23 protein-coding genes are annotated in these 26303 nt (G+C 55.4%); 16 read left to right on the top strand and 7 right to left on the bottom strand.

Annotation, left to right across the window (positions count from 1 at the left end):
- Positions 1-8 precede the first annotated feature (8 nt).
- Both nudC and AB7E06_RS12615 read right to left on the bottom strand, forming a co-directional pair.
- The gene (gene nudC / locus AB7E06_RS12620; protein WP_427957179.1) at positions 9-770 is read right to left on the bottom strand and encodes an NAD(+) diphosphatase; all 762 of its coding nucleotides are present in this window, start codon (positions 768-770) and stop codon (positions 9-11) included.
- Positions 771-1377: 607 nt separating this feature from the next.
- Positions 1378-2310, bottom strand: coding sequence for a YicC/YloC family endoribonuclease (locus tag AB7E06_RS12615; protein WP_427957177.1), 933 nt, complete (start codon positions 2308-2310; stop codon positions 1378-1380).
- A 147-nt stretch (positions 2311-2457) separates the two neighbouring features.
- Here AB7E06_RS12615 and AB7E06_RS12610 point away from each other — a divergent pair, with 147 nt between their 5' ends.
- From AB7E06_RS12610 to AB7E06_RS12580, 7 genes are all read left to right on the top strand, one after another.
- On the top strand, positions 2458-3576 hold the full coding sequence (locus AB7E06_RS12610; RefSeq protein WP_427957175.1) for a metallophosphoesterase family protein: 1119 nt from the start codon (positions 2458-2460) through the stop codon (positions 3574-3576).
- Complete coding sequence (locus AB7E06_RS12605; RefSeq protein WP_427957174.1) at positions 3566-6187, top strand: AAA family ATPase; 2622 nt, start codon at positions 3566-3568, stop codon at positions 6185-6187. Before AB7E06_RS12610 ends, AB7E06_RS12605 begins: the two co-directional genes overlap by 11 nt.
- A gap of 29 nt (positions 6188-6216) precedes the next feature.
- A complete protein-coding gene (rph, locus tag AB7E06_RS12600; protein WP_094196678.1) occupies positions 6217-6954 on the top strand; it encodes a ribonuclease PH in 738 nt (245 codons plus the stop codon).
- A gap of 159 nt (positions 6955-7113) precedes the next feature.
- Entirely contained in the window at positions 7114-7725 is a 612-nt protein-coding gene (gene rdgB, locus AB7E06_RS12595) for an RdgB/HAM1 family non-canonical purine NTP pyrophosphatase (protein WP_094196679.1), read from the top strand.
- 4 nt (positions 7726-7729) lie between these two features.
- Positions 7730-8944 carry a radical SAM family heme chaperone HemW gene (hemW, locus tag AB7E06_RS12590; RefSeq protein ID WP_094196680.1) on the top strand — a complete coding sequence of 405 codons (1215 nt, stop codon included), beginning with the start codon at positions 7730-7732 and terminating at the stop codon, positions 8942-8944.
- A 226-nt stretch (positions 8945-9170) separates the two neighbouring features.
- The gene (glnA, locus tag AB7E06_RS12585) at positions 9171-10583 is read left to right on the top strand and encodes a type I glutamate--ammonia ligase (RefSeq protein ID WP_094196681.1); all 1413 of its coding nucleotides are present in this window, start codon (positions 9171-9173) and stop codon (positions 10581-10583) included.
- 231 nt (positions 10584-10814) lie between these two features.
- Complete coding sequence (locus AB7E06_RS12580; RefSeq protein WP_094196682.1) at positions 10815-11276, top strand: GNAT family N-acetyltransferase; 462 nt, start codon at positions 10815-10817, stop codon at positions 11274-11276.
- A 228-nt stretch (positions 11277-11504) separates the two neighbouring features.
- Here AB7E06_RS12580 and AB7E06_RS12575 read toward each other — a convergent pair whose 3' ends face one another.
- Positions 11505-12434, bottom strand: coding sequence for a LysR family transcriptional regulator (locus AB7E06_RS12575; RefSeq protein WP_094196683.1), 930 nt, complete (start codon positions 12432-12434; stop codon positions 11505-11507).
- A gap of 101 nt (positions 12435-12535) precedes the next feature.
- On the opposite strand from AB7E06_RS12575, the gene AB7E06_RS12570 reads away from it, so the two are divergent.
- Both AB7E06_RS12570 and AB7E06_RS12565 read left to right on the top strand, forming a co-directional pair.
- Positions 12536-13732, top strand: a complete 1197-nt coding sequence (locus AB7E06_RS12570) for an MFS transporter (protein WP_094196684.1) — start codon at positions 12536-12538, stop codon at positions 13730-13732.
- Between the two features lie 129 nt (positions 13733-13861).
- On the top strand, positions 13862-14623 hold the full coding sequence (locus AB7E06_RS12565; protein ID WP_199827891.1) for a MauE/DoxX family redox-associated membrane protein: 762 nt from the start codon (positions 13862-13864) through the stop codon (positions 14621-14623).
- A gap of 67 nt (positions 14624-14690) precedes the next feature.
- On the opposite strand, the gene AB7E06_RS12560 is transcribed toward AB7E06_RS12565, so the two are convergent.
- The 3 genes from AB7E06_RS12560 to AB7E06_RS12550 all read right to left on the bottom strand — a co-directional run bounded on the left by AB7E06_RS12560 (position 14691) and on the right by AB7E06_RS12550 (position 18278).
- The gene (locus AB7E06_RS12560; protein WP_094196685.1) at positions 14691-15479 is read right to left on the bottom strand and encodes an ABC transporter ATP-binding protein; all 789 of its coding nucleotides are present in this window, start codon (positions 15477-15479) and stop codon (positions 14691-14693) included.
- Complete coding sequence (locus AB7E06_RS12555) at positions 15476-17140, bottom strand: ABC transporter permease (RefSeq protein ID WP_108727484.1); 1665 nt, start codon at positions 17138-17140, stop codon at positions 15476-15478. The genes AB7E06_RS12560 and AB7E06_RS12555 overlap by 4 nt, the downstream gene beginning before the upstream one ends.
- 94 nt (positions 17141-17234) lie before the next feature.
- Positions 17235-18278, bottom strand: coding sequence for a Fe(3+) ABC transporter substrate-binding protein (locus tag AB7E06_RS12550; RefSeq protein ID WP_108727485.1), 1044 nt, complete (start codon positions 18276-18278; stop codon positions 17235-17237).
- Between AB7E06_RS12550 and AB7E06_RS12545 the strand changes: the two genes are divergently transcribed.
- The 7 genes from AB7E06_RS12545 (at position 18277) to AB7E06_RS12515 (ending at position 25140) form a co-directional block, all read left to right on the top strand.
- A complete protein-coding gene (locus AB7E06_RS12545) occupies positions 18277-18552 on the top strand; it encodes a hypothetical protein (RefSeq protein ID WP_159086121.1) in 276 nt (91 codons plus the stop codon). The two genes, AB7E06_RS12550 and AB7E06_RS12545, sit on opposite strands and share 2 nt — an antisense overlap.
- 35 nt (positions 18553-18587) lie before the next feature.
- On the top strand, positions 18588-19364 hold the full coding sequence (locus AB7E06_RS12540; RefSeq protein ID WP_094196688.1) for a ferredoxin--NADP reductase: 777 nt from the start codon (positions 18588-18590) through the stop codon (positions 19362-19364).
- A gap of 73 nt (positions 19365-19437) precedes the next feature.
- Positions 19438-19824, top strand: coding sequence for a Rid family detoxifying hydrolase (locus AB7E06_RS12535; RefSeq protein ID WP_042480596.1), 387 nt, complete (start codon positions 19438-19440; stop codon positions 19822-19824).
- Between the two features lie 12 nt (positions 19825-19836).
- Entirely contained in the window at positions 19837-21918 is a 2082-nt protein-coding gene (gene recG, locus AB7E06_RS12530; RefSeq protein ID WP_125276836.1) for an ATP-dependent DNA helicase RecG, read from the top strand.
- Between the two features lie 160 nt (positions 21919-22078).
- A complete protein-coding gene (locus tag AB7E06_RS12525; protein WP_094196690.1) occupies positions 22079-23044 on the top strand; it encodes a LysR substrate-binding domain-containing protein in 966 nt (321 codons plus the stop codon).
- Between the two features lie 347 nt (positions 23045-23391).
- Positions 23392-23859: a Dps family protein gene (locus tag AB7E06_RS12520; RefSeq protein ID WP_094198343.1), complete on the top strand. Its 468-nt coding sequence runs from the start codon at positions 23392-23394 to the stop codon at positions 23857-23859.
- Between the two features lie 156 nt (positions 23860-24015).
- Positions 24016-25140, top strand: a complete 1125-nt coding sequence (locus tag AB7E06_RS12515; protein WP_094196691.1) for a branched-chain amino acid ABC transporter substrate-binding protein — start codon at positions 24016-24018, stop codon at positions 25138-25140.
- Positions 25141-25211: 71 nt separating this feature from the next.
- On the opposite strand, the gene AB7E06_RS12510 is transcribed toward AB7E06_RS12515, so the two are convergent.
- The gene (locus AB7E06_RS12510) at positions 25212-26297 is read right to left on the bottom strand and encodes a sn-glycerol-3-phosphate import ATP-binding protein UgpC (protein WP_094196692.1); all 1086 of its coding nucleotides are present in this window, start codon (positions 26295-26297) and stop codon (positions 25212-25214) included.
- Positions 26298-26303: the final 6 nt, after the last annotated feature.

Genomic DNA, 26303 nt, shown 5'->3' with positions numbered 1-26303 from the left:
GGCAAGGGTTAACGCTGGGTCTGGCCCGGTAGATTGGCCCGAATCAAACGACCCGCAATGGAATCGGTATGGGGCAGATCCGGCAAGGCATCACCCGGGCCAAACCAGCGCGCGTCATTGATCTCGTCAGCCTGGATATGCAAATCACCGCCCGCATATTCGGCGGTATAAGCCACCATCAAAGAATGTGGAAAAGGCCAGGACTGACTGCCGAAATACTGGATACGGTCCACGCGCAGTCCCACCTCCTCCATCACCTCGCGGTGAATGGCTTCTTCCAGATTCTCACCAGCTTCCACGAAACCGGCCAAGGCGGTGTAACGCGCCGTGGCATACGTAGAGTGGCAGGCCAACAAGATACGGTCCTTGTCGCGGATCAGCACCATCATGGCCGGGGAGATTCGGGGGTAGGCCGAGAAGCCACAGGAAGTGCAGCGAAAACACAGCTCATGCTTGACGCGTTCCATGGCGGAGCCGCACACCCCACAGTAACGATGACTACGTGCCCATTCTGAGACTTGAAAAGCCCGGTTCACCAGACTGGCTTGATCGCCCAACTGCGAGAGCACGCCGCGCAAGGGACGAAAGATAAAGCCATCTGGAGCCGGGGTCTGGACGGCGACGTGGCAGGCAAAATCCTGACAATCCTCGCCCGGAAAAAGAGCATGCCATTGCGCCGGAGCTAAATCCAGAGCGGGTTTGGCGGGAATTAAGGTTTGCCCTTCCTGGCTGCTGACCAATATTTCATTTCCACGAAAAATGAAATTCATGTGTTTCCTGTCCTTTAATAAGCCGCCTAAGTGCAGCGCAACGCTGGCTATTGTACGGGAAGGCCAAAGGTGAAAAAAGGCGGAAAAAATACAGCAGGCCAAGCAAGGTATCAAGGTCAGGGACAGAGAAAACGGCTGTTTTAAAACCAGAAACACAGTTGTCAAAGAGATGACGTTTGTCATGACTTTATTTGCCATACCCCAGGACAAAACGTGCAAGCCAACTAATTAGCAGGCAGATAATTAAGCATGTATTTATTTAAACTTAATGACTTGTTTTTAAATTTTTAAAAGCGAATTCATTATTTATAAAAATCATTTCTTATTTTTGTTTTATTTTTTTATTTTAAAAATTTCTGTTTTATTTTTATATATTAAGGCGGCTTATAAAGTGTTGATGTTTTTTACTCATTCAACCAGACCACTTTTAAAAAAATACTGCCGGGAGTTTGGTGCTCATCCGGAAAGGCCCACAAAAAAACCGCCAGATCTGAACCAGACGGTTTTCTGAAAAAAACCGCATAAACCTTGGGGGTTAATGCGGTTTAAGCAGACAGCACCTGCAAAAAAAACTGTGGGAAGGGAAAAAAAAGAGGCTGACTTGGTTTTACTCGATGTTTTGGGTTTGTTCGCGCAGTTGCTCAATACACAGCTTCAGGTCGATAGAGGCACGTGTCACATCCATGCTGCCAGCCTTGGAGCCCAAGGTATTGGCCTCACGGTTCATCTCCTGGAACAAGAAGTCCAAACGCTTACCGGTGCTGCCTTGGCGGGTACTTTTCTTGTTGGACGCCACACTGGTATCGCCGTTCAGAATCAGCTCCAGCTCGGTCAAATGCGAACGCAGGCGGGCGATTTCCTCGGCCACATCAATACGCAGAGAGAAGACAGCCGCTTCCTGGGCAACGCGGGCAGACAGCTCTTGGCCCGAAATCAGGGCAAAGCCGTCTGGGCTGGCTTGCAGCAAGGCGTCATGCAGGCGAGTAGCAATCTTGTTCTTTTGCTCTGTCAGGATTGCGGGCAGGTGCTGCTCGACCTCGTCCACAATGGCGCTTATGTCTTGACGAATAGCCAGCATAGCTTGTGCCAGACGCTGGCCTTCACGTTCTCGGGTGGCCTGAAAATCCAGCAAGGCAGCCTCAAACGCCTCACTGACCATGGGTAGCCAGACTTGCGGGTCCATGCCCGAATTATTGCCGCTTTGATTGCTCAACAAGGTATGCAACTCGGGCGCAGGCAGGTCCGGAATGGCAACACGTGCTACTTGCAGCATCTGCGCCGTGCGCTCGACCGCTTCCATGTCCAGGTTTCGTTGCTGATCCGTGCCACTACGGGCAAAGTTGACCCGCAATTCCAGCTTGCCGCGCTGCACGCCCTTTGCAGCCAGCTCACGCAGCAGATTCTCTGCAAAACGCAGCTCTTCGGGCAGACGCAGATTCAGGTCCAGAAAGCGGTTGTTGACGCTGCGCATCTCGATATTGATGGTGCCTGCTTCGGACTCGGCCTTGGCGCTGCCAAACGCGGTCATGCTACGGATCATGGGTGGGTCACTTTAAGAATGGAATAAAGCCGCCAATTGTACTCTCAGGTCCCGGCTTTGGCCGCTCCTCTTGCCGCGACAAAGCTCTATACTTCAGGTATTCAAGGCCTCCAAGGGCCGATTTTTTTATCATCACTAAGGGCAGTCATGCTACGAATCCTGCATACAGCCGATTGGCAAATAGGTCGCCAGTACTCGCGTTTCGAGCTGGAGGACGCGGCCGCCCTGGCTGAGGCGCGTTTCAAGGCTATCGAGAAGCTGGCCGCGCTGGCTACAGAGCATCGTGCCGATTTGTTGGTAATAGCAGGCGACGTCTTTGATTCGCAGACCCTGAGCGATCGCAATCTGCGCCGCAGTTTCAATGCCATGGCGGGTTTTACCGGACCCTGGCTGCTCCTGCCTGGCAACCATGACGCGGCGTTGAGCGAAAGCGTCTGGACACGCGCGCGTCGCTTGAACTGCATTCCCGATTACGTGCATGTGCTTGATACACCGGAGCTTTTTCTGCTGGATAGCCTGAAACTTGCGGTCCTGCCTGCGCCTTTGACGCAACGCCAGACCTATCAGGACTTGAGCGACTGGTTCGATCAGGCCGAAAGCCCGGCGGGCTACTGGCGTTTGGGTTTGGCACACGGCAGCGTCAGCGGACTGCTGGAGCATCTGGATAGCCATAACCTGATTGATCAGAACCGCGTACAGCGCGCCAAACTGGACTATCTGGCGCTGGGCGACTGGCACGGCACCGTCAAAATCAACGACCGCTGTTACTACAGCGGCACACCCGAGCCGGACCGCTTTCGGGATAACGACTCCGGCCAGGCCTTGCTGGTGGAAATCAGCGAACCGGGCGCAACGCCCGTGGTTCAAGCCTTGCCGGTTGCCCAGCACCCTTGGCGCAGCATCCAACACCAGTTGAATGACGACACGGAGCTGGACCTGCTGGAGCGGGAATTGAATGCCTTGACCGATCAAAGCGTGGTGGAGCTGGAGCTGTCTGGCCAACTGAGCCTGAGCGGTTTTGAGCGTCTGGAGAGCATTCTGGGACAGGCCCAAGGCCGTTGCCGCGCCTGGGATTGCCAGCGCGAGGCCTTGCGTCTGGCGCCTTCTGAAGAAGATCTGGACGCCTTGCACGCTGATGGTTATCTGCAAGCTGCCCTGAAACAACTGCAGGAGCTGCGTCACGGCAGCCAGCAGCAAGCCGCTGAAGATGCCTTGTTGATTCTGGCCGGTTTGCTGCGCGATAAGGAAGGTGGTCATGCACATTAAGTCCCTGCGCGTAGAGCAATTCAAGCGCTTTCGCCAGCCCGTCTCACTGGACAAGCTGGAACCGGGCCTGAATATCATCAGCGCCCCTAACGAGGCCGGTAAAAGTACCTTGGCCGAAGCCTTGCGCACGGTGTTTTTCGAGCGCTATGGCACGGGCAGCCTGACAAAAATCCTGCCTTGGGGCGATTCCTCGGCCGCGCCGGAAATCGAGCTGGATTTCAGCCTGAACGGCCAGGACATGCGCCTGAGCAAGCGTTTCCTGAAGCGCAAACGCTGCGATCTGTATATAGGCACTCAGCACCTGGACAATGACGAGGCCGAGCAATATCTGGCCCAGCAAATGGGTTTTGAGTACGCCGTCAAAGGCAGCAGCCAGGCCCGTAACTGGGGCGTGCCGGGCCTGTTGTGGATTGAGCAAGGGCAGGGCCAGGACCTGCGCAGCTCGGTCGAACACGCCAGCGGCACCTTGCAGCAGGCATTGGGTAGTGAAATTGCAGATCTGACCAGTGCAGACGGAGATTATCTGATCGAACAGGCCCAGCAACAGCTGGACCAATATGTGACTCAAGCTCAAGGACAGCCGCGCGGCGTCTGGCTGGCAGCGCAGAAAGAAACCAAGGAGCTGGAAGAGCAGTTACAGAGCCAGCAGTCTGCCTTGCAGCAGTATCAGCAATGGGTGGACGAACTGGCGCAGGCCCGTAAGCAAATTGCCCACGCCGAAGCTAACCGCCCTTGGGAACAGTTGCGCGAGCAGGCCAAAAAAGTTCAGGTGCAGTTGCTTCAAGCCCGCCAATTGCAGGAACGGGCCAAGGAGCTGCAACAAGCGTTGACCATGCTGGCAGAGCGTGAAAAGCTCTATCAGCAGGCTGGGGAACGCGACCAGGAATGGGCCAGCCAACGCAGCCAACGCGCAGCGCAGGTGAAATCCTTGGTCGCCAAGCTGGAGCAAGAGCAGAGCACACTCAATAGCCTGAATCAACGTCTGGAGCAGGCCCGCAGCCATAGAGACGCCAGCCTGCAGGAACAGGAACGCGCCCGTACCTGGCAACAATGGTTTCAAGATCAAGCCAGCTTTGACGGCACGCAACAGCAATTGCAGCAAGTGCAAGGGCAGTTGGAAGAGCTGGGCAAGCTGGAAATCCAGCTGGCGCAATGCGGTGCCGCTTTGGTGCAGTTGAAAATCAGTGACGAGGCACTGGATCAGTTACGCCAGCAACACCAGCTTATTCAGCGCTTGCAGCACCAGCTGGAGACCATTTCCACCGAATTGCAGATCGAACTGCAAGACGGAGCCAGCCTGTTGCTGGACGGCGAATCCATTCAAGGTCAGCATCGCGCCCACCTTAGCGGCAGCACCTTGATTGAGCTACCCGGAATGGGCCAGCTACGCATCATTCCCGGTGGTCGCGATCTGGGTAAAGTACAGCAACAATTGGCGCAAACCCAGCAAGAATACGTACAGACGCTTGACCAACTGGGCGGGAAAAGCCTGGAAGAGCTGGAGCGCCGCCGCGAGCAATATCGGGAACAAGAGCAGCAAGATCGGCTGTTACGCAGCTCCATGAAAGCACTGGCTCCACAAGGCAAAGCGCATTTGCAAGGTCTGGTTCAGGCCGCTCAACAACGCGTAGCCCCGCAACGCCCACAAGGCGAGGCCATCGAGGCCTCGGAGCTGGGCCGTATCGCCCAGGCCGCCACCATGGCCGAGCAGCAGTACCGTGCGCTGGAAAGCGGCTGGCATGATGCCCGCGAAGCCGTCGCCCGCACCCAGGCCCGTCTGGAACAGGCCCAGGCTGAAGCCAATAGCCTTGAACAACAATGGGCTGACCCACAACGCCAGCAAGCACAGCAGGAGCGCGAGCAGCAATGGGGACAACTGCGCCTGCAACGCGAGCAGCAACTGGCCGATCAAAAGGCGTTGGAAGCCGAACTGGCCGCCTTGCCCGTCTCGGTTCTCGAGCAGGACCTGGAACGTCTGGAGCGCAGCGCCCAGCAGCAGGAGCAAAGCTATAACGAGGCCCGTCTGGCCGCCCAACTGGTGCAAACCAAGCTGGAAACCCACGGTGCGCAAGGCCTGGAAGAGCAAATCGACCAGACCTCGCTACGTCTGCACGACTGCCAGCGCCGTTGTGCCACTTACGAGCGCCGTGTCGCAGCCCTGCGCCTTTTGTTGTCTGTCCTGCGAGAACAGCGCAACGCCTTGACCCAACAATTACACGAACCTTTGCAAAAGCACATCAACCACTATCTGCGCCTGCTTTTGGGCAAGGCTCAGGTGGAGCTGGACGAGCATCTGGCCCCACGCTGGTTGCAACGCGACAGTGGGCAAGGGCTGGCGGACGATATCGACGGTTTGAGCTTTGGCGCACGCGAGCAAATTGGTCTGATTGCGCGCCTGGCCTATGCGGATCTATTGCAGCAAGCCGGACGTCCTACCTTGCTAATTCTGGATGACGTGCTGGTCCACAGCGACAACGATCGGCTGGGTGCCATGAAGCGCATTATTCACGATGCCGCCCAACGCCATCAGATCCTGCTTTTCACCTGTCAGGCCGATAAGTGGATGGACATGGGTGTGGCGCTACGGCCTGTCCCGCAAGGCGTACAATAAGCGTTTTGAATGTTATCCGGAGCCTAGCCTTGTCTGAAAACGCTACGATTGCACGCCCCTCGGGTCGATCTGCTGCACAATGCCGTCCTATCGAACTGGTGACCGGTTTTACCCGTCACGCCGAAGGCTCGGTACTGATCCGTCTGGGTGAAACCCATGTTTTGTGCAATGCCAGCGTGCTCGACAAAGTCCCTCCCTTTCTGAAAGGCAAGGAGCAGGGCTGGGTAACGGCAGAATACGGCATGCTGCCTCGCTCTACACACACCCGCTCGGACCGTGAAGCCGCCCGTGGCAAGCAAAATGGCCGCACCCAGGAAATCCAGCGTCTGATCGGCCGCAGCCTGCGCGCCGTCTTCGATCTAAAAGCCCTGGGCGAGCGCACCATTCACATTGACTGCGACGTTTTGCAAGCCGACGGCGGCACCCGCTGCGCCAGCATTACCGGCGCCTGGGTGGCTGCCAGTCTGGCCGTACGCGGTCTGCAAGAGCAGGGCAAGCTGCAAGCCTCGCCCATTCAGGATCAGTTGGCGGCCGTCTCGGTCGGTGTCTTCGAATCCAATCCCGTACTGGATCTGGACTATCTGGAAGACTCCGCCTGCGGCGTGGACATGAATATCGTCATGACAGGCAGCGGCAATCTGGTGGAAGTGCAGGGCACTGCCGAAGGCCAGACCTTTGCACGACCCACCTTGAACAGCTTGCTGGATCTGGCCGAGCAGGGCATTGCCGAACTGATGCAAGCCCAGAAACAAGCTTTGCAGGGCTGATTGTTATGAATTGGGTTTGTCCTGCCACCTACGCCACACGGCTAGGCGACGGGACAAACCTGCTATTGGGACGCCGTGCCGTTCCGCGCAGCATCCACTGCCTGGCACGGCGCCTTGCCATTTTTACTGAACAGGGCGCTTTGCCGCCTGCAGCGACTTATGAACACTGAATCCAAGCGTGTTGTCCTGGCCTCCAACAATGCCGGCAAGCTCAAGGAGTTTTCCGCCATCCTGGCCCAGGCCGGTATCAGCATGGTCCCGCAAGGCCAATTGGACATTCCTGAGGCCGAGGAACCCTTTGCTACTTTTATCGAGAATGCGCTGGCCAAGGCTCGCCATGCCAGCCAGTTAAGCGGCTTACCCGCCTTGGCCGACGACTCCGGCCTGTGTGTGCGCGCCCTGGACCAAGCTCCCGGCGTGTACTCCGCTCGTTTTGCCGCCCGCGAACTGGGTGGTGAAAAGTCCGATGCTGCCAATAACGCTTTGCTGGTCCAACGTCTGCAAGGACAACGCGACCGCCGCGCCTGTTATGTGGCCGTTCTGGTGTATGTGCGCCATGCCCAGGACCCACGGCCTATCGTGATTGAAGGCGTCTGGGAAGGGGAGATTCAGGATCAGCCCGTTGGCGAGAATGGCTTTGGCTACGATCCGCATTTTTACCTGCCTGAATTCAAGCAAACCGCGGCGCAGCTCTCGCCGGAAGTGAAGAACCAATACAGCCACCGGGCGCAAGCCATGCAAGCACTGCTGGCCCGTCTGGCCGCCGAGTAAAAACATGACTGTTTTTTCTCCCGAAGTGCGCATTCGGCCTGGCTCCGGCCCTGCCACTTTGCTTCCCAGTCTGCCTCCCTTGTCTGTGTACGTTCACGTGCCCTGGTGCGTGCGCAAATGCCCGTACTGTGACTTCAACTCACACGAAGCACCGGCTGAGCTACCCGAAAACGAGTATCTGGACGCCTTGCAAGCCGATCTGGAGCAAACCTTGCCACTGGTCTGGGGCAGACAGGTGATTTCCGTGTTTATCGGTGGCGGCACGCCCAGCCTGCTGTCGGCCCAGGCGCTGGACCGCATGTTGGCCTTGCTGCGTTCCCATCTGAACCTGCTGCCGGATGCAGAAATCACCCTGGAAGCCAATCCCGGTGCCTCGGAAGCCTCGCGCTTCATGGACTTTGCGCAAAGCGGTGTAAACCGGATTTCTTTGGGTATTCAGAGCTTTAACGATCAAGCCCTGAAGGCACTGGGTCGTATTCATGACAGCCAGCAAGCACGGCAGGCCATTGAAGCCGCCATGAAGGCTGTGGAGCGCGTCAATCTGGACATCATGTACGCCTTGCCGGGCCAGACCCCAACGCAATCCGAGCAGGACATTGTGCAAGCCATGTCGTATGAGACCGAGCATTTGTCGCTTTACCATTTGACGCTGGAACCCAATACCGTCTTTGCCAAATACCCGCCCGCCTTGCCCGATGACGACGATAGCGCCGCCATGCAGGACAGGTTGATCGAGTTAACTGCCAGCCGTGGATGGAACCAGTACGAGATTTCAGCCTACAGCAAGCGGGGTGGCCATAGCCGCCACAATCTGAATTACTGGGAATTTGGCGACTATATCGGCATCGGCCCAGGGGCCCACGGCAAGCTGTCCTTTCACGACCGTATTATCCGTACGGCGACCACCCGCAGCCCGGCGCAGTGGATGCAGAACGCCATCAAGCGCGACGGCAGCCACTATGCGCATAACGCCCGCGTCATGCCCAAAGAACTGCCTTTCGAGTTCATGCTGAACGTGCTGCGTCTGAAAGAGGGTGTACCTGCCCAGTACTTCCAGGAGCGTACAGGCATACCACTTGCGCAGATCCTTCCCGTCATCAAGCGCAATATCGAGAAAGGTTTGCTGGCTGCCGACCCGGTTCGCGTTCGTACCACCGATTTAGGCTGGCGATTCTTAAATGATTTACAGGAATCATTCCTGCCAGATGAAGGCTCCTGACATTTAATTGTTTATTTAAGACATTTTTTATTGTGCATCCGCACAATTGCTCTACAATTAATTTCTGGTAAGTCCTATGCCATAACGAATTTATCGATGCCGGTCTGTTTGCATCAATTCAGCCCCGATTTTGATAAGCGTGTTGAAGACCTGCCTTAGTGGGTTACACAATGATCCGCGCCACTCCTCCTCACTTTTTGTTAACGTCATTGACGCTGGAGTAATCATGTCCTCCCCCGAAGATGTTCTGAAGATCATTGCCGAACGCGAAATCACGTTTGTCGATTTCCGCTTTACCGATACTCTGGGCCGCGAGCACCACTTGACCACCCCCGCACACGCGGTGGACGAGGATCGCTTTGAGTCTGGTGTCGCTTTTGACGGCTCTTCCTTGCCTGGCTGGAAAGGAATTGAAGCCTCGGACATGTTGCTCATCCCGGACGCCAAAACCGCCCGTATGGACCCGTTCCGTGAAGAGCCCACCTTGATTCTGACCTGCGATGTGGTCGAGCCTTCCGATTTGAAAGGCTACGACCGCGACCCTCGTTCGCTGGCCAAACGTGCTGAAGCCTATCTGCGCTCCAGTGGTTTGGGCGATACCGCGTACTTTGGTCCCGAGCCGGAATTCTTCGTGTTCGACGGTATTACCTGGAACGACGACATGTCGGGCAGCTTCGTGAAGATTCGTTCCGAAGAAGCCCCTTGGTCGCGCGGTCTGGAACTCAATGGCAACAACCTGGGGCACCGTCCTGGTGTCAAAGGCGGTTACGTTCCTGTTTCACCCACGGATTCGTTTGCCGACTTGCGCTCCGAAATGTGTTTGTTGCTGGAACAGCAGGGCGTTCCTGTTGAAATCCATCACCACGAAGTGGCGGCCCCCGGTCAACTGGAAATCGGCACTCGCTTCTCGACTCTGGTCGAGCGTGCTGACTGGAACCAGATCCTGAAATACACCGTCCACAACGTGGCGCATGTTTATGGCAAAACAGCCACTTTCATGCCCAAGCCTGTCGTTGGTGATAACGGCTCTGGCATGCACGTACACCAGTCTATCTGGAAAGACGGCCAGAACTTGTTTGCCGGTAACGAATACGCCGGTCTGTCCGAGTTCGCCTTGTTCTACATTGGCGGCATCATCAAGCACGCCCGTGCTCTGAACGCCATCACCAACCCCTCAACCAACTCCTACAAGCGTCTGGTTCCGCACTTTGAAGCCCCGGTCAAGCTGGCGTACTCCGCCCGTAACCGTTCGGCCTCGATCCGCATTCCTTACGTCAGCAACCCCAAGGCACGTCGTGTTGAAGCCCGCTTCCCCGATCCAATGGCCAACCCTTACCTGGCTTTCTCGGCCTTGATGATGGCCGGCCTGGACGGTGTGCAAAACAAGATTCACCCCGGCGATGCCGCCGACAAGAACTTGTACGATCTGCCACCCGAAGAGGATGCAAAAATCCCAACCGTTTGTGTGTCGCTGGAACAGGCTATCGAGTCCCTGGACAAAGATCGCGAATTCCTGACCCGTGGCGGTGTGTTCAGCAATGAAATGCTGGACGCCTACATTGAGCTGAAACAAGCCGAAATCACTCGTTTGCGCATGGTGCCGCATCCGGTTGAGTTCGACATGTACTACGGCCTGTAAGATGAAAGGCACTGGCTTTGGCCAGTACAAACAAAAAGAGCGGCTTTCGGGCCGCTCTTTTTATAGGCTTACCAACCGTCGTCGTGCCTATACGTAGCAATCCAGGAGCCAGACCTTCACGGTATGTTATTTCTCTGTAGCCGCAAGGACATTGCCGGCTTGCACCTGCAATTCATGCTTAGACAATCAACCAGACACAGTCTATAAATCACGATCGGTATGGAAGTAGAGATGGATTTGATTTTCCAATGGAAACGGCTGGACGATCTGTCCACGCGAGAAATGTACGCGATCATCCAGGCGCGCGAAGCCGTGTTTGTGGTCGAGCAACAGTGCGCCTACCAGGACGTGGACGGCCTGGATTTGCATTCCTGGCATTTGTCCGTGCTCAAAGCTAATGAGCTGGTTGCCTATGCCCGTGTCGTCGCGCCCGGTTTGAAATATGCCGAGCCTTCGATTGGCCGCGTCCTGACCTTGGCCCAGTTTCGCAGCCTGAAAATTGGCTATGCACTGGTGGCCGAAGCCATCCGCTTTACCGAAGCCCATTATCCTGGCGCAGGCATACGCATTGGCGCACAGGCGCATTTGCAAAAGTTCTACGGTTCTTTAGGGTTTGAACCTGTGGGCGAGGTCTACGACGAAGACGGCATTCCTCATATTGATATGCTCAAACCGAGTGTCCTTGCTCGATAGCCTCATTAAGTAGCGTGGCGATAGAAACGCAACGTTGCACGACGGTAACAACTGCCTCTGCCCGGTTTTGCTCCGTATAAAGCTCAGATCCTGGCTCTTGGCACGCCAGACATGACAAAGGCCGGAGAGAATCCTCAACCAGCCCCAAAAATTTGACTTGCAAGGACAAGTATCAAAGCATTCGATACCCGGCAACAAGCGATAAATAATAAGCGTCAGCCTCCAAATCTAGTTCGTGTCTAATCCAGGCAAAGTACCGCTCTCGCCTTGCTCCTTTAGATACTCAATCAAGGCCCGCGCCGAGTTCGACAGGTGCCGTCGATGCGTATAAGCCAGCACCAAACGCAAAGGAGCAGGCGACAAGGGTAGGGGGACTGGAACCAAACGTCCTTGAGCAATGTCGGTTTCACATCCTTGGCGTGCCAACATCGCAAAACCCAAACCTTTGACGGCACCAGCCCCAGCCAGCAAACCGCTATTGACGCGAAAACGGCTGGAAACATTCAGAACGTGAAAACGACCATCAGGCAAAACAAACTGCCAGGCCTGACCATCCAAGGCTGTATCGGTCGTAATGCAGGGTAAATGCTCCAATTCTTCCAGGCTGCTCGGCATGCCGTATTGCTCGATCAACGCAGGCGCAGCCACAACCTGGCAATCGAAAGAACATAGCGGCTGCACCACGAGACTGCTGTCTGGCAGAGCACCCCGGCACATCAACAAAGCCAGATCAAAATCCTGCATCAGCACGCCAGGGCCTTCCAAATTGGTCTGACAATGTAGCTCCAGATCAGGGTGCTGGGACGCGAAATCGGCCAGAGCACCGGCGAATAAAACCGGCCCCACCTCCGATGGAATACAAATTCTTAAGCGGCCTGACAAACGGGTACGTTGATCCAGCAAATCCTGCTCAGCCTGCCTCAAGGCTCCCCACCAAGGCTGGAGCGTGTCAAACAGGCCTTGGCCAACGCTGGTGAGACGCAGTTGCCGGGAACTGCGCTCCAGCAAACGCTGCCCAATCTGCCGCTCCAGTTGCGCTACATAGCGGCTGACATTCGAGGTTGGTAAATCCAAGGCCTGTGCTGCAGCGGTAAAACTACCGCTCTCAGCAACTTGTACAAAAACCCGCAAGGCATTTAGATTCAGTTGGGAACTCATGGATTATCCCGGTTTTGATAAATAAACATTCAAATTATAGAGACTGCATATCAAAACCGAGAGCAGTTAGGCTAAAGCCTTTCTTGTTGGTATCTATCACCATGTCTGATTCTGACGTATGTCACCCCCGGCTTTGTGCCCATGCTGTGTCGTTCATCCAGTTTGTTCATGCCCTGGAGTTTATGGCCTTAACGCCTTTGTTTGTCTGGATGGCAGTGGATTTTGATGTCCCTGCGACCTACGCCGGTTATGTCGCCTCCATCTACATGGGGGCTGCCGCCTTGTCTGGCATATTGGCGGCACGCTGGATGCATCGAGTGGCTTTAAAGCCCTTGTTGCTACTGGCCCTGGTTCTGTTGGCCGTGCTCACAGCCTGGGGCGCGAACAGTTCTGCATTTGGACTATTTCTGATACTGCGCCTGGGCGCCGGTTTGCTCGGCGGTTTTCTGATGAGTGCAGCCATGGCTTTGCTGCTGACTGACCTGAATGCCGAGCAACGGACCGACGCGATTGCGATTGTCGTCAGCGCATTTGCCCTGGTCAGCATTGTCGGAATGCCCGCCACCTTGCTCATCGCTGTGGAGCTGGGTTGGCGTATCGCCTTGCTGGTTCTGGCCGGACTTTGCTTGCTGGCTGCCGCGCTGGCCTATCGCTACCTGCCTTCACGCACTCCCACATCCGCCCAGCAAGTACCTCAACTGTGTTTGGGAAAAGAGGCGTGGCGCTGGTTATGCTTGCCGGCTGTTGCACAAGCAGGGTCACTGCTGCTCATCCCGGTTCTGATCCCTGTTTTAACCTTGTGCTACGGCTCTGAGCTCAAACACATGCCAGCGACGTTCATTCTGAGTGGCGTTGCGGCTTGGCTGGCCTCACGTCTGTCCGCCATAGCTATCAAGAAATGGGGGCAGGTCCGAACATCTGAGCTGGGCACACTGCTTCTGATCCTGTCCTTGATCATGCTGGCCTTGAAATGGGGCACAGCCCAAGGATTCATGATTCTGTTCATGGCAGGCAGCTACATCCGTCTTGTGTGTGCCAGCGCTTGCAGTGCGAGCTATCCCAATCACGTGCAGCGAGGTCGTTTCATGGCGCTACAAACTACAACGAACCATCTTGGCAGCTTTATTGCCTTGGCCCTTCCATCCACGATCTTGAATGGTCAGGACCTGTCTCTATCAGCGCTCTATACCTTGCTGTGTCTGATGGCACTTGTTGCTGTAGCCTTGCCTATTTTCCTGCGCAGCACTGTCGCCAGACTGAATCCCCATCACGATCAGACACAGGCGGTGGATCACTAACACGCCTAACGCTCTACATCTGCTTACTGATCCCCAAAAGCACCTGGTTTAGGGTGGCAGATTAACGCTTGCATAAGCGTCTAAGGGAGGTCAATTACCGAACGGCATCACGTCAAAGGAGAGTCGCATATGGCTACGCACACCGCCAAACGCGCCAAGCTTTACCGCATGGTGACGGCAGAACATATCTGCCCCTTCGGGCTGAAAGCACGCGCACTGCTCAAACGTAAAGGCTACGAAGTGGAAGATCACTGGCTTGAAAATCGGGAAGAGATCGATGCTTTCAAGGCCCAACATCACGTCCGCACCACACCGCAAACTTTTATCGATGCAAAGCGGATAGGGGGCTACGACGAACTGGTCGAGCACTTCGGCGGGACAGTCAAAGACAAGGATGCTGTCAGCTACACACCTGTAATCGCCTTATTGATGATGGCTGCCTTGATGGCTCTGGCCGTTTCCTGGGCGACCTTTGAGCAAATCGTGCGCCTTCAGACACTAGAGTGGTTTATTGCCATTGCCATGTGTTTGTTGGCCGTGCAAAAACTCAAAGATGTGGATGGCTTTGCCACCATGTTTCTTAACTACGACTTGCTCGCCCAGCGATGGGTGCGCTACGCCTACCTGTATCCCTTTGGCGAAGCCTTGGCAGGCGTGTTGATGTTGGCTGGTGCCATGATGTGGCTGTCGGTGCCCATTGCATTAGTGATTGGCAGCATTGGGGCCTGGTCTGTGTTCAAGGCCGTTTATATCGACAAACGTGAACTGAAATGCGCCTGCGTAGGTGGCGACAGCAAGGTTCCTCTGGGCTTTGTATCCCTGACTGAAAACCTGATGATGGTTGCGATGGCGGTATGGATGATGATCAAGCCATTCTTGCTGGGCACGTAAACAACCGGCGCCTCATCGCCCCGCAGCAGAAAACGGCGTCTAGCGGGCTACGACGGTACTGTGGTTTTTACAGCTCCGCAGGTTCCCCACGCAAAAAGGCCTGGGCCCGCTGCGCCATGATGGCTTCACGGCGAACAAAATCCGCCACAAAGTCATTCACGGGGTGGTGGTGCAAGCTGTAAGGGGAATCCCACTGGACAATTTTGCCAGCCTGCATCACGCCAATACGATCAGCAATCGCAAACGCTTCAGCCTGATTATGGGTCACTAAAATCGCAGTCATACCTGCGCCTTTCAGAATGTCGCGCACCTCGAACGCAAGACGCTCGCGAGTATCTACATCCAGATTAGAAAAAGGTTCATCGAGCAATAGCAGGGAAGGCTTGGGGGCCAAGGCCCGTGCCAAAGCCACGCGCTGCTGCTGCCCCCCCGACAACTCATGCGGATAGCGCTGCGCCAAGCGGGCCAGATCCACCAGTTCCAGCATCTCCAGCACTCGGGCCTGACGCTGAGCTTTATCCCATTTACGCAGGCCAAAGGCCACGTTCTTTTCTACCGTCAAGTGAGGAAAAAGGGCGTAATCCTGGAACATCATGCCCACATGGCGATCTTCTGGTGGCACTTGATGAGAAACAGCCGACAAGACATGGCCATTTAACAGAATATGTCCGGCACGCAAAGGCTCGAAACCGGCAATGGCTCGCAAGACCGTGGTCTTGCCGCAGCCCGATGCACCTAGCAGACAGCCAATCTCCCCTTGGGGCAGGTGCAGGCTGAGCTGATCAACAACCGGTCGAAAGCCTTCAGACGTTTCATAAGACAGGGTAATTGCCTGCAAATCCAGAAAATCATTCATGATGCGCGTGGGCCAGAGGCCATCAATTGAGTACGTGCCAATAAAATAACGGGGATCAAACCAGCCAAAACAATGGCCAAGGCGGCAACGGCGCCTTCCTCGTAAGTCCCACGAGCCGCTTCCGCATACAGCCAGGTTGCCAATGTCTCGAAATTCATCGGGCGCAGCAACAAGGTAGCGGGTAGCTCCTTCATGGCATCAACAAAAATAAGCAGGGCAGCGGCGCCCATCGCGGGGCGCAGCAAGGGCAAATGTACGCGTTTTAACGTACCTGCCGGAGACTCCCCCAATAAACGGGAAGCCTGTTCCAGGGAAGCTGGAATACGAGCCAGTCCGGCTTCAATACCGCCAATCGAAATTGCCAGAAAGCGCAAGGTATAGGCCAAGACCAAAGCCAGGGTCGAGCCCATCAACAATAAGCCTGTGGCGGAGACGCCAAACCAGGACATGATTTGATTGTAGAAAGAGTCAAACAGGACCAAGGGAGTCAACAGTCCAATTGCCAGTACAGTCCCTGGAATGGCGTAACCTAGGCTGCTGACACCGGCCAGAAAACGGGCCAGACGTGGTTTGCGTCCCGAACGTACCGCACGAGCTGCCCAGGCGACGACCAGACCACAGGTCAAAGTCGCCACGGTTGCCAGCGCGGCGATATACAAGGTGTTCCAGGCACTGCTCAGTAATTGCGCCGACACGCCACCTGCCAAAGCCACATGCTTGATCGTCTCATTTAACAAATACAGGGACGGGGCAATAAAACCCACCAACACAGGCGCCAACCCCAAAGCAATAGCGATACACGCTGCCGAACCTTTCAGCCTGGTGGGTCGGATAGGTTCAGAGCGCTGATTACTGGAGTAAGCCTGGCGACGGCGACCATAGCGCTCGATGCTGATCAGCGCCGCAACCAGACAGAGCATGGAAACAGCAATTTGTGCCGCACCTGCCAAATCAGAACGTGTCACCCACGTGGTGTAGATAGACACCGTCAAGGTCTGTACGCCCAGGAACTCGGAAGCACCGATATCATTCAGCGTTTCCAGCAAGGCCAGACTGACGCCCACTGCGATGGCCGGTCGAGCCATGGGCAAAACAACACGGAAAAACACACTGCGGCCCGACTCCCCCATAATGCGTGCCGCCTCCAGCAAACTGGCCGATTGGGTGGCAAACATAGCCCGTGTACTTAGATAGACGTAGGGATAAAGTACCGAACCCAACAGGAAAATCGCACCACCCAAAGAGCGCAAATCCGGCAAACGAAACTCACGCGGGCTGCTATAGCCCAAAACATAACGAATGGCCGATTGAATCGGACCGATCGGATGTAACAAATCCAGGTAAGCAAAGGCCACGATATAGGTTGGCACCGCCAGAGGCAGCAATAATGCCCATTGCAAAATCCGCCGTCCGGGAAACTCGTAGGCGGTAATCAGCCAGGCGGATCCCACTCCCAAACAGCTCACTACTACCCCCACGCCCAACAGCAGCAGCAAGGTATTACTCATTGCATGGGGGAGAACAAACTGGAACAGGTGTGACCAGTGCTCGGTCGAGCCGCCTAAGGCGTGGGTCAGCAAAGTAATCACGGGCGCTGCCACAATCAGGGCAATCACAGCGGCAGCCAGGGACCAAAGGGGCAGACGACGAAAAAAAGGCATTATGAAAGGCTAGGTATTACAGGCGCTTAAATGCGCGACGACCGCCGCTCTGATTTCTCAAAGCTGGCGGTCGTAGAAAAAGAGTAGGGCGATTTTAATTGTCGAAGCCAACTTTATCCACCAACTCGCTGGCTTGCTTGCGGTGTTTGGCAATTTCAGTCAGAGGCAAAGGATCAATCGTCATGGGGCCGAAGCTTGCAACAACAGGATCCAGCTCAACGCCAGCGCGTACCGGGTATTCGTAATTGGCCTTGGCGTACAGGCTCTGGGCTTTTTCGGAAACCAGGTACTCCAGCAGTTTGACGGCATTGTCTTTATTAGGAGAATGCTTGGCCACGGCGGCACCGGAGATGTTCACGTGTGTGCCACCGCCTTTGGTATCGGCAAAAGTTGGGCGGACCACATTGATTGCTTCACCCCATTTGTAGGAGTCGCTACCGGGTTCAGCATTTTTCATGCGGCCCACGTAGTAAGCATTAGCGATACCGATATCACAAATGCCGCCCAAAATATCGCGGGCTACATCGCGGTCACCACCGGCTGCCTTGCGGCCCAGATTGTCTTTCACACCGCGCAGCCACTGCTCGGTTGCTGGTGCACCGTTATGGGCAATCATGGCAGCGACCAAAGCCGTGTTGTAAGGGTGCTGACCGGAACGGATACACACTTTGCCTTTCCATTTAGGATCGGCGAAATCCTCGTAGTGAATGCTTTTTACATCCACATCCTTGGCCACATACGCCACACGATCGCGCAGAGACAGGGAATACCACTGCTTATCTGCACCACGCAAATTGGCAGGAATCGCACTGTCCAAGGTGGCGGACTCAACAGGCTGGGTAATACCAGCCTCGACCAGATCGAGCAGATTACCAATATCTACCGTCATCAAAATATCAGCAGGGGATTTGTCGCCTTCGGTTTTCACGCGCTCGATCAAACCGTCTTTGACAAACACGGTATTGACCTTCACGCCCGTGTCCTTGCTGAAGGTTTCCAGCAGGGGAGTGATCAAGCCGGGTTCACGTGTGGTGTAGAGGTTGACTTCGCCAGAGGCAAAAGCGGCCATCGACATGGTGCCCATCGCGGACAGAAGCAAGGCTTGGGTCAGGGCACGACTACGAAGAGTAAAGCGCATGATCAACACTCCAAAAACAGACGGAAATAACGTTAAAACCGATACGAGGCCGGAAAATGTGAATGATTATCAAACGTATGCAGAAACTAGGCAAGAGCTATTTGACATACAAGCCCACTCACCAGCTAAAAATCGCCGTGTCATCCACGCCAAAGCAGAAAAAAGCAGATCCCAGAACTTAATGGTAAGTCCTGATTGCGATCAAATCGTATCGGTGAATGAGCATGGATTTACCGAGGGAACTCGGTACAATGGACAAATATTTGCTTACTGATCCGGGCGATATTGCCCCTTTAGACGATACCTACCATGGCAGCTTTCAATACCGAACAAGTGCTCAGCGTCCACCACTGGAATGACACCCTGTTCTCATTTACCACCACCCGCGACGCCGCCCTGCGTTTTCATAATGGGCACTTTGTAATGATCGGTCTGGAAGTTGATGGCAAGCCGCTGATGCGCGCTTACAGTATTGCCAGCGCCAACTACGAAGAAAACCTGGAGTTTCTCAGCATCAAGGTACAGGACGGCCCCTTGACCTCGCGCCTGCAGCACTTGAAGGAAGGCGATACCATTCTGGTCAGCCGCAAACCCGTTGGCACTCTGGTTATTGACGACCTGCGCGCAGGTCGCAATCTGTTCTTGTTTGGTACCGGCACCGGTCTGGCTCCCTTCATGAGCATCATCAAGGACCCCGACACCTACGAGCGTTTTGAAAAAGTCGTACTGGTTCACGGCGTACGTTTCGTCAGCGAATTGGCCTACTCCGATTTCATCCAGAACGAATTGCCACAGAACGAATACTTTGGTGAAGTGGTACGCGAAAAACTGCTGTATTACCCCACCGTTACCCGCGAAGCGTTTCGCAATACCGGCCGAATTACCGATCTGATCGAAACGGGCAAGCTGTGTGAAGACCTGGGCATTCCGCAACTGGATCCCGCTCAGGATCGCGCCATGCTGTGCGGTAGCCCAGCTATGTTGGCCGACATCAGCGCCATGCTCGATAAACGCGGTTTTGAAGTGTCGCCCGGTGTTGGTCAGCCCGGTGACTACGTAATTGAACGCGCCTTCGTGGAAAAATAATCCCGCCAAGATCTGTTAATTTTAGCTATAGGCGCTTAAACTCTGATAGTACAACACTCATCAGAGGTTTCTTATGACTAAGCAAGTTGTCTTCACCGATGCCGCTCCGGCAGCTGTAGGCCCATACTCTCAGGCCATTATCGCTTCGGGCGGCAAGACAGTATTCCTGTCTGGCCAAATCGGTCTGGAGCCTGCCACTGGCGAACTGGTATCTGAAAATTTTGAAGGTCAGGTACGCCAGGCATTTGCCAACCTGGAAGCTGTGGTCAAAGAAGCTGGCGCTAATCTGGGTGACATCGTTAAACTGACTTTGTTTTTGACCGATCTGTCCCGCTTTGCCAGCGCGAACGCCATCATGGCCGAACTGATTCCCCAGCCTTTCCCTGCACGCTCCACCATCGGTGTGGCCAGCCTGCCCAAAGGCGCTCAGTTCGAGGTCGAGGCTATCCTCAATTTCTAAAGACGTATTGCCATGACCGCAGGTCGGCCTGCGCCTCAGGCCAAACGGGCTGCGCCACGCAAAGCGCTCAGCCTGGATCAGAAGTTTGAAAAGCTCGGCCTACGAGAGCCTGCCGACTTCGTGGTCCATCTTCCTTTGCGCTACGAGGACGAGACTCAGGTTGAGCCTATCGCCCATCTTTACCCTGGCAAGATGGCGCAAATTGAAGGACGTATCCTGAGTACAGACGTCCAGGCTCGTCCCCGTGCGCAGTTGCATGCACGTATTGCCGATGAAAGTGGCGAGCTGGCCTTGCGCTGGCTGCACTTTTACCCCAGCCAGCTCAAGCAGTTGCAAGGGGATTTGCCGCTGCGAGTGCGCGGCGAAGTGCGCCAGGGCTTTCATGGCCTGGAAATGGTGCATCCCAAAGTCACCAAAGCCGGTCAGCCCCTGGCCCGCGCCTTGACCCCTGTGTATCCCACGACTGATGGCTTGAGTCAGGTGCAGTTGCGCAAAGCCATTGCCGATGCGCTCAATAACGCAGACCTGCGCGACACGCTACCTGAAGCAGTGCGTAACGAATACGGTCTGATGCCTTTTAACGAGGCCATCCGGCTTTTGCATTACCCACCACCAGAGCTCAGCTACGACGATTTGTTCGAGCATGGCCATCCAGCTTGGAGCCGCATCAAATTTGATGAGTTGCTGGCTCAGCAACTATCCCTGGCGCAGGCCCGCGCTGCCCGTCAGGCTCAGCGCGCCAAGCCCATGCGTGCAGGCAATAGTGATCTGGCCAAAGCCTTGCTGGCTTCTTTGCCCTTCCAGCTAACGGCGGCTCAACAACGCTGTGTCAAGGAAATCAGTGCGGACATGAAACGCGCTTACCCGATGCACCGCTTGTTGCAGGGTGACGTGGGTAGCGGCAAAACCATTGTGTCAGCCATTGCCGCCGTGCAAGCGATTGCCAGCGGTTTTCAAGTGGCCCTGATGGCGCCCACTGAAATCTTGGCCGAGCAGCACTACCTGAAAATGCGCGCCTGGCTGGAGCCTTTGGGTGTAGAGCTGGCCTGGCTAAGCGGCAGTTTGGGCGTCAAGGCCAAACGTCTGGCTTATGAAGCCATCAGCTCCGGACAAGCCAGACTGGCCGTCGGCACTCAGGCTCTGATTCAGGACAATGTCCAGTTCCAGCAATTGGGCTTGGTGATTCTGGATGAGCAGCACCGCTTTGGTGTTGGCCAGCGCCTGGAACTGAACCGCAAAGGGGATGCGCAGGACAAGAAAGGGCAAGCCTACTTGCCGCATCAACTGAATATGAGTGCCACGCCCATCCCGCGTACCTTGGCCATGGCCTTCTTTGCCGATCTGGATGTCTCCGCCATTGACGAACTGCCGCCGGGCCGCAGCCCCATCATTACGAAACTGGCCGCCGATAATCGCCGCGATGAAATCATGGCGCGCGTTCGGGCCGAAGTCGCTCAAGGTCGACAAGCCTATTGGGTCTGCCCCCTGGTTGAAGAAAGCGAAGCGCTGCAATTGCAAACCGCTGTAGACACCCATGCGGCTCTGGAGCAAGCCTTAGCTCCCTTGCGAGTAGGCCTGATTCATGGCCGCTTGGCCTCCACGGAAAAAGCTGAGGTGATGGAGGCGTTTCGCAGCGGCAACCTGGACGTGCTGGTTGCGACCACCGTGATTGAAGTCGGTGTAGACGTGCCCAATGCTTCTTTAATGATCATTGAACATGCCGAGCGCTTTGGTCTGGCGCAACTGCATCAGTTGCGGGGTCGGGTAGGGCGGGGGCAGATTCAGTCTGTTTGCGTGTTGCTGTACCAAGCGCCACTTTCGGCTATTGCCCGCCTGCGTTTACGCGCCATGTATGAAACGACTGATGGTTTTGAAATTGCCCGGCGCGACTTGGAACAACGCGGCCCGGGCGAGTTCATGGGCATGCGCCAATCCGGACAGGCAGGCTTGCGTTTTGCCAGTCTGGAGTCCGATGAAGACTTGATCGAGCAGGCCCAAACCTTGGCCAGCACCTTTCGCCGTGATTATCCAGACCACGCACACCACCATTTACAGCGTTGGATGAAGGGCCGAGAAGAATTACTCCGTAGTTGACCACTAGCCTGCATGCAAGCCTGACCATTTACGGCGTGCTTACGCGAGGCATGATGGATATGGCGCCGCAGGCGCCCCCGTATTGGGGCGGAGAGGCTCTGGCTGTCAGGCCGGAGTTCTTCACCCAAGGTCTTAATGCTGTTTTGCACAAGGAATTGTCATGACATTGACCGAGCTGAAGTACATCGTTGCCGTAGCACGCGAGCGTCATTTCGGACGTGCTGCCGAAGCCTGCTTTGTGAGCCAACCAACCCTGTCGGTGGCCATCAAGAAGTTGGAAGACGAATTAGGCGTGGTCATCTTCGAGCGTGGCGGGCCCGAAGTGGCTATTACCCCGATTGGGCTGCGCATTGTCACCCAGGCACAGAAAGTGCTGGAAGAGGGGGCCAATCTGCGGGAGATTGCCCGCCAAGGCCACGACCCCTTGGCGGGCCCTTTGCGCGTGGGCATTATTTACACCGTGGCACCGTATCTGCTGCCCAAGCTCGTTCCCAAGCAGATCGAGCTGACCCCACAAATGCCACTTTTATTGCAAGAAAACTTTACCGTACGCCTGTTGGAACTGCTGCGCCAAGGGGAAATTGATTGCGCCATTGTGGCCCTGCCTTTGCCCGAAACCGGCCTGGTTATCCGCGAGCTGTACGACGAGCCTTTTGTGGTGGCCATGCCCCATGAACATGCCTGGGCCAAGCGCAAGGAAATCGATCCTGAACAACTGAAAGATCAAACCATGTTGCTGCTCGGTGCCGGGCATTGCTTTCGGGATCAGGTGCTGGATGTGTGTCCGGAACTGTCGCGCTTTTCAGCATCCAGTGAAGGTATACAGCGCACCTTTGAAGGCTCTTCACTGGAAACCATTCGACATATGGTTGCTACCGGCATCGGTCTGACGGTCCTGCCTGCAAGCTCCTTAAGTGCCCCAGGCCAAGCCAACGAGTTGCTCGCTTACGTTCCCTTCAAAAAACCCATTCCAGATCGACGCATTGCCTTGGTTTGGCGCAAAAGTTTTCCACGTATTTCAGCCATTGATGCGTTGACCCGTGGGATCATGGAAAGTGGCTTAGGTGGGGTCAACTACTTAAAAGTCGAATACAACAGCAATTTCCCGTATCCTGAACTAGCGTAAGTCGCATCATTACTGCGTGTTATTCTGCTTCAGTACCTATTTAGCCCTCTGTTTAACAGGAGTCCACTATGGCAAAAGCCGTGAAAGCAGTGAGTAAAACCGCCAAGGCCAGCAAGGCCGAAGCAGCCCCAAACACTGATACCAAGGTTGCAGTTGCAGCTGAAACAAAGGCTGAATCAAAACCGGTAGCCGCCAAGAAAGTGACCGCTAAAAAGCCCGTCGCCAAAAAGCCTGCCACGACTGCCAAAGCGCCCGCGACAGCAACTAAACCTGCGGCGAAGCCGGCCTCTGCCCGCAAGCCTGTCGCTGCCAAACCCACCGCTCCTGCTGGAGCCGCCAGCAGCGCCCTGAAGATCGATATCGGTATTTCGACAGCAGACCGTGCTGCGGTAGTCAACGAGCTGTCCAAGGTACTGGCCGACTCCTACACCGTGTACCTGATGACGCATAACTTCCACTGGAACGTCACCGGCCCCATGTTCAAGACACTGCATGAGCTGTTCATGACGCAGTACACCGAACTGTGGCAAGCCCTGGATGATATCGCCGAGCGTATCCGTGCCCTGGGTCACTACGCCCCAGGTACTTACGCCGAATTCCAGAAGCTGTCGTCCATCTCGCAGCCTACGTCCGTTCCAAACGCCACCACCATGATCGAACTGCTGGTCAAAGGTAACGAAGCCTTGGCTCGTACTGCTCGCGCCGCATTTAATCGTGCTGACTCTGCCGACGACCAGCCTACGGCTGACTTGTTGACCCAGCGCCTGGACGTACACGAGAAAAATGCATGGATGCTGCGTAGCCTGCTGCAGTAATTACCTGCTTATCGCCCTCAAATAGCGATAAAAAAAGGCCACCATACGGTGGCCTTTCCTATTCCCCTTATAGAAAACCCTGAATTCGCCTGCAAGGCAGGCATAAAGCCCTGTTATCGGTGTATGCTTTCCTGCATATTCACGGAGGTGTTTTCTATGAAAATTCGTTTCACTCCTGTTGCAGCGGCCATGAGCCTGGCAACGGGTCTGCTCTTGTCCGGTGCTGCTCACGCTGACAATATCCGTATCGCGCTGGCTGGTCCTTTCACCGGCTCGGTGACTCAATACGGTGATATGGTCAAACAAGGCGTCGATACGGCCATCGAACAGATCAACGCGGCTGGTGGCGTGTTGGGCAAACAGCTCGAACTAGTCACTGTTGACGATGCCTGCGAACCCAAGCAAGGTCCCGTCGCAGCCAACCGCATCGTGAATGACAAGATCCACTATGTTGTCGGTCACGTGTGTTCGGGCGCGACCATTGCGGCCACTGACATCTACAACAACGAAGGCGTGTTAATGGTGACCCCTTCGGCAACAGCACCCGCTGTTACCGACGGCAAAGGTTACGACATGATCCTGCGCACCATTGGTCGTGACGACCAGCAGGGCCCGGCAGCGGCCAAGTTTATTCTGGAACAGATCAAACCGACTAAGGTCGCCGTCCTGCACGACAAACAGTCCTATGGTCAAGGTATTGCCGCTTCGGTTCGCTCCGAACTGCAAAAAGCGGGCACCGAAGTTGCTCTGTTTGAAGGCATTAACGCAGGCGACAGCGATTATTCTGCCGTCATCACCAAGCTGAAATCCACCGGCGTGGACTTCGTCTATTTTGGTGGCTACCACCCGGAAATGGGCCTACTGTTGCGCCAAGCCGCTGAGCAAGGCGTGAAAGTTCACTTCATGGGCCCAGAAGGCGTGGGTAATCCCGACATTAATGCGATTGCTGGCAAAGCTGTTGAAGGCATGCTGCTGACCTTGCCTGCGGACTTCTCGCAAGATCCGGATAACCAGGCTATCGTCCAAGCCTTCAAGGACAAGAAGCGTGACCCTAGCGGCGCGTTCCAACTGTCCGCCTATGCCGCCACTCTCGCGATTGCCGAAGGCATCAAGGGCGCTGGCGCTGATGATCCCATCAAAGTTGCCGACTATCTGCACGCCAATAGTGTGAAAACGCCCATCGGACAAATCAGCTGGAACAAGCAGGGCGACCTGAACGACTTCAAATTTGACGTCTTTAGCTGGCACGCTGACGGTACTAAAACCGTCTACGGCAAGTAATCCCTGATTCTTGCTCGTAAAAAAACCGGCCTGCGGGCCGGTTTTTTATTGTGCCTTGCCTTGGAGCTTGCTCAGGCCTCAATACGCAAGCCCGTATCGCGGTCAAACCAATGTAGAGGGTGGGGTGGCATATAGCCAATCTGAATGGCCTCACCAATTTGAATCGGGTATTTGCGGGTCTGCTCAATCGGGCAGCGCACGATAATGCGATAGTCGCCACAACCCAAGTGCAACAACTGCTCAGAACCCAAGACTTCCACCATTTCCACTTGCGTTGTCACACCGGGCACATGCAGCTTGATGTGCTCGGGGCGTATACCCAAGAACACCTTACGACCACGTACTGCAGCGGGCACCATCTCCGGGCCAAACTGTACGGGCTGACCGTTATCCTGCATGATTGCGCCTTGCTCGTTCACCTGCACGGGCAACAAGTTCATGGGGGGTGAACCGATAAACGTGGCTACAAAAACGGAAGCAGGTTTCTCGAACACCTCGGCTGGAGTGCCAATTTGCTCGGGCATGCCCTGATTCATCACAATCATGCGCTCGGCCAAGGTCATGGCCTCGATCTGATCATGAGTCACATACAAGCTGGTGGTTTTCAGACGACGATGCAGCTTCTGAATTTCCAGCCGCATCTGTACCCGCAGCTTGGCGTCCAGATTGGACAGGGGCTCGTCAAACAAGAACACCTTAGGTTCACGCACAATCGCACGGCCCATGGCAACACGCTGACGCTGGCCACCCGACAGTTGCCCAGGGCGGCGTTCCAACAAGGCGCCCAACTCCAGAATCGCCGCAGCGGCATTGACCCTTTGCTTGATTTCGTCCTTGGAAAACTTACGGATCTTCAAGCCGTAGGCCATATTGTCAAAGACCGACATATGCGGGTAGAGCGCGTAGTTCTGGAACACCATGGCGATGTCGCGTTCTGCCGGTTCCATATCATTGACGACTTTACCGTCGATCAGTACTTGGCCCCCCGTGACAGACTCCAGGCCCGCCACCATACGCATCAAGGTTGATTTACCGCATCCAGAGGGGCCCACAATCACCACGAACTCGCCATCTTTCACGTCCACATCAATACCGTGAATTACGACCGTCCCGTTCGGGTAGGTTTTCTTGACGCCTTCAAATCGTAAGCTAGCCATTCAATA

Origin of the sequence: Alcaligenes sp. (genome assembly GCF_050255915.1) — a bacterium.
Classification (GTDB): Bacteria; Pseudomonadota; Gammaproteobacteria; order Burkholderiales; family Burkholderiaceae_B; genus Alcaligenes; species Alcaligenes aquatilis.
Note: the sequence above shows the minus strand (reverse complement) of the source record. Positions and strands in the feature narration are given on the sequence as shown.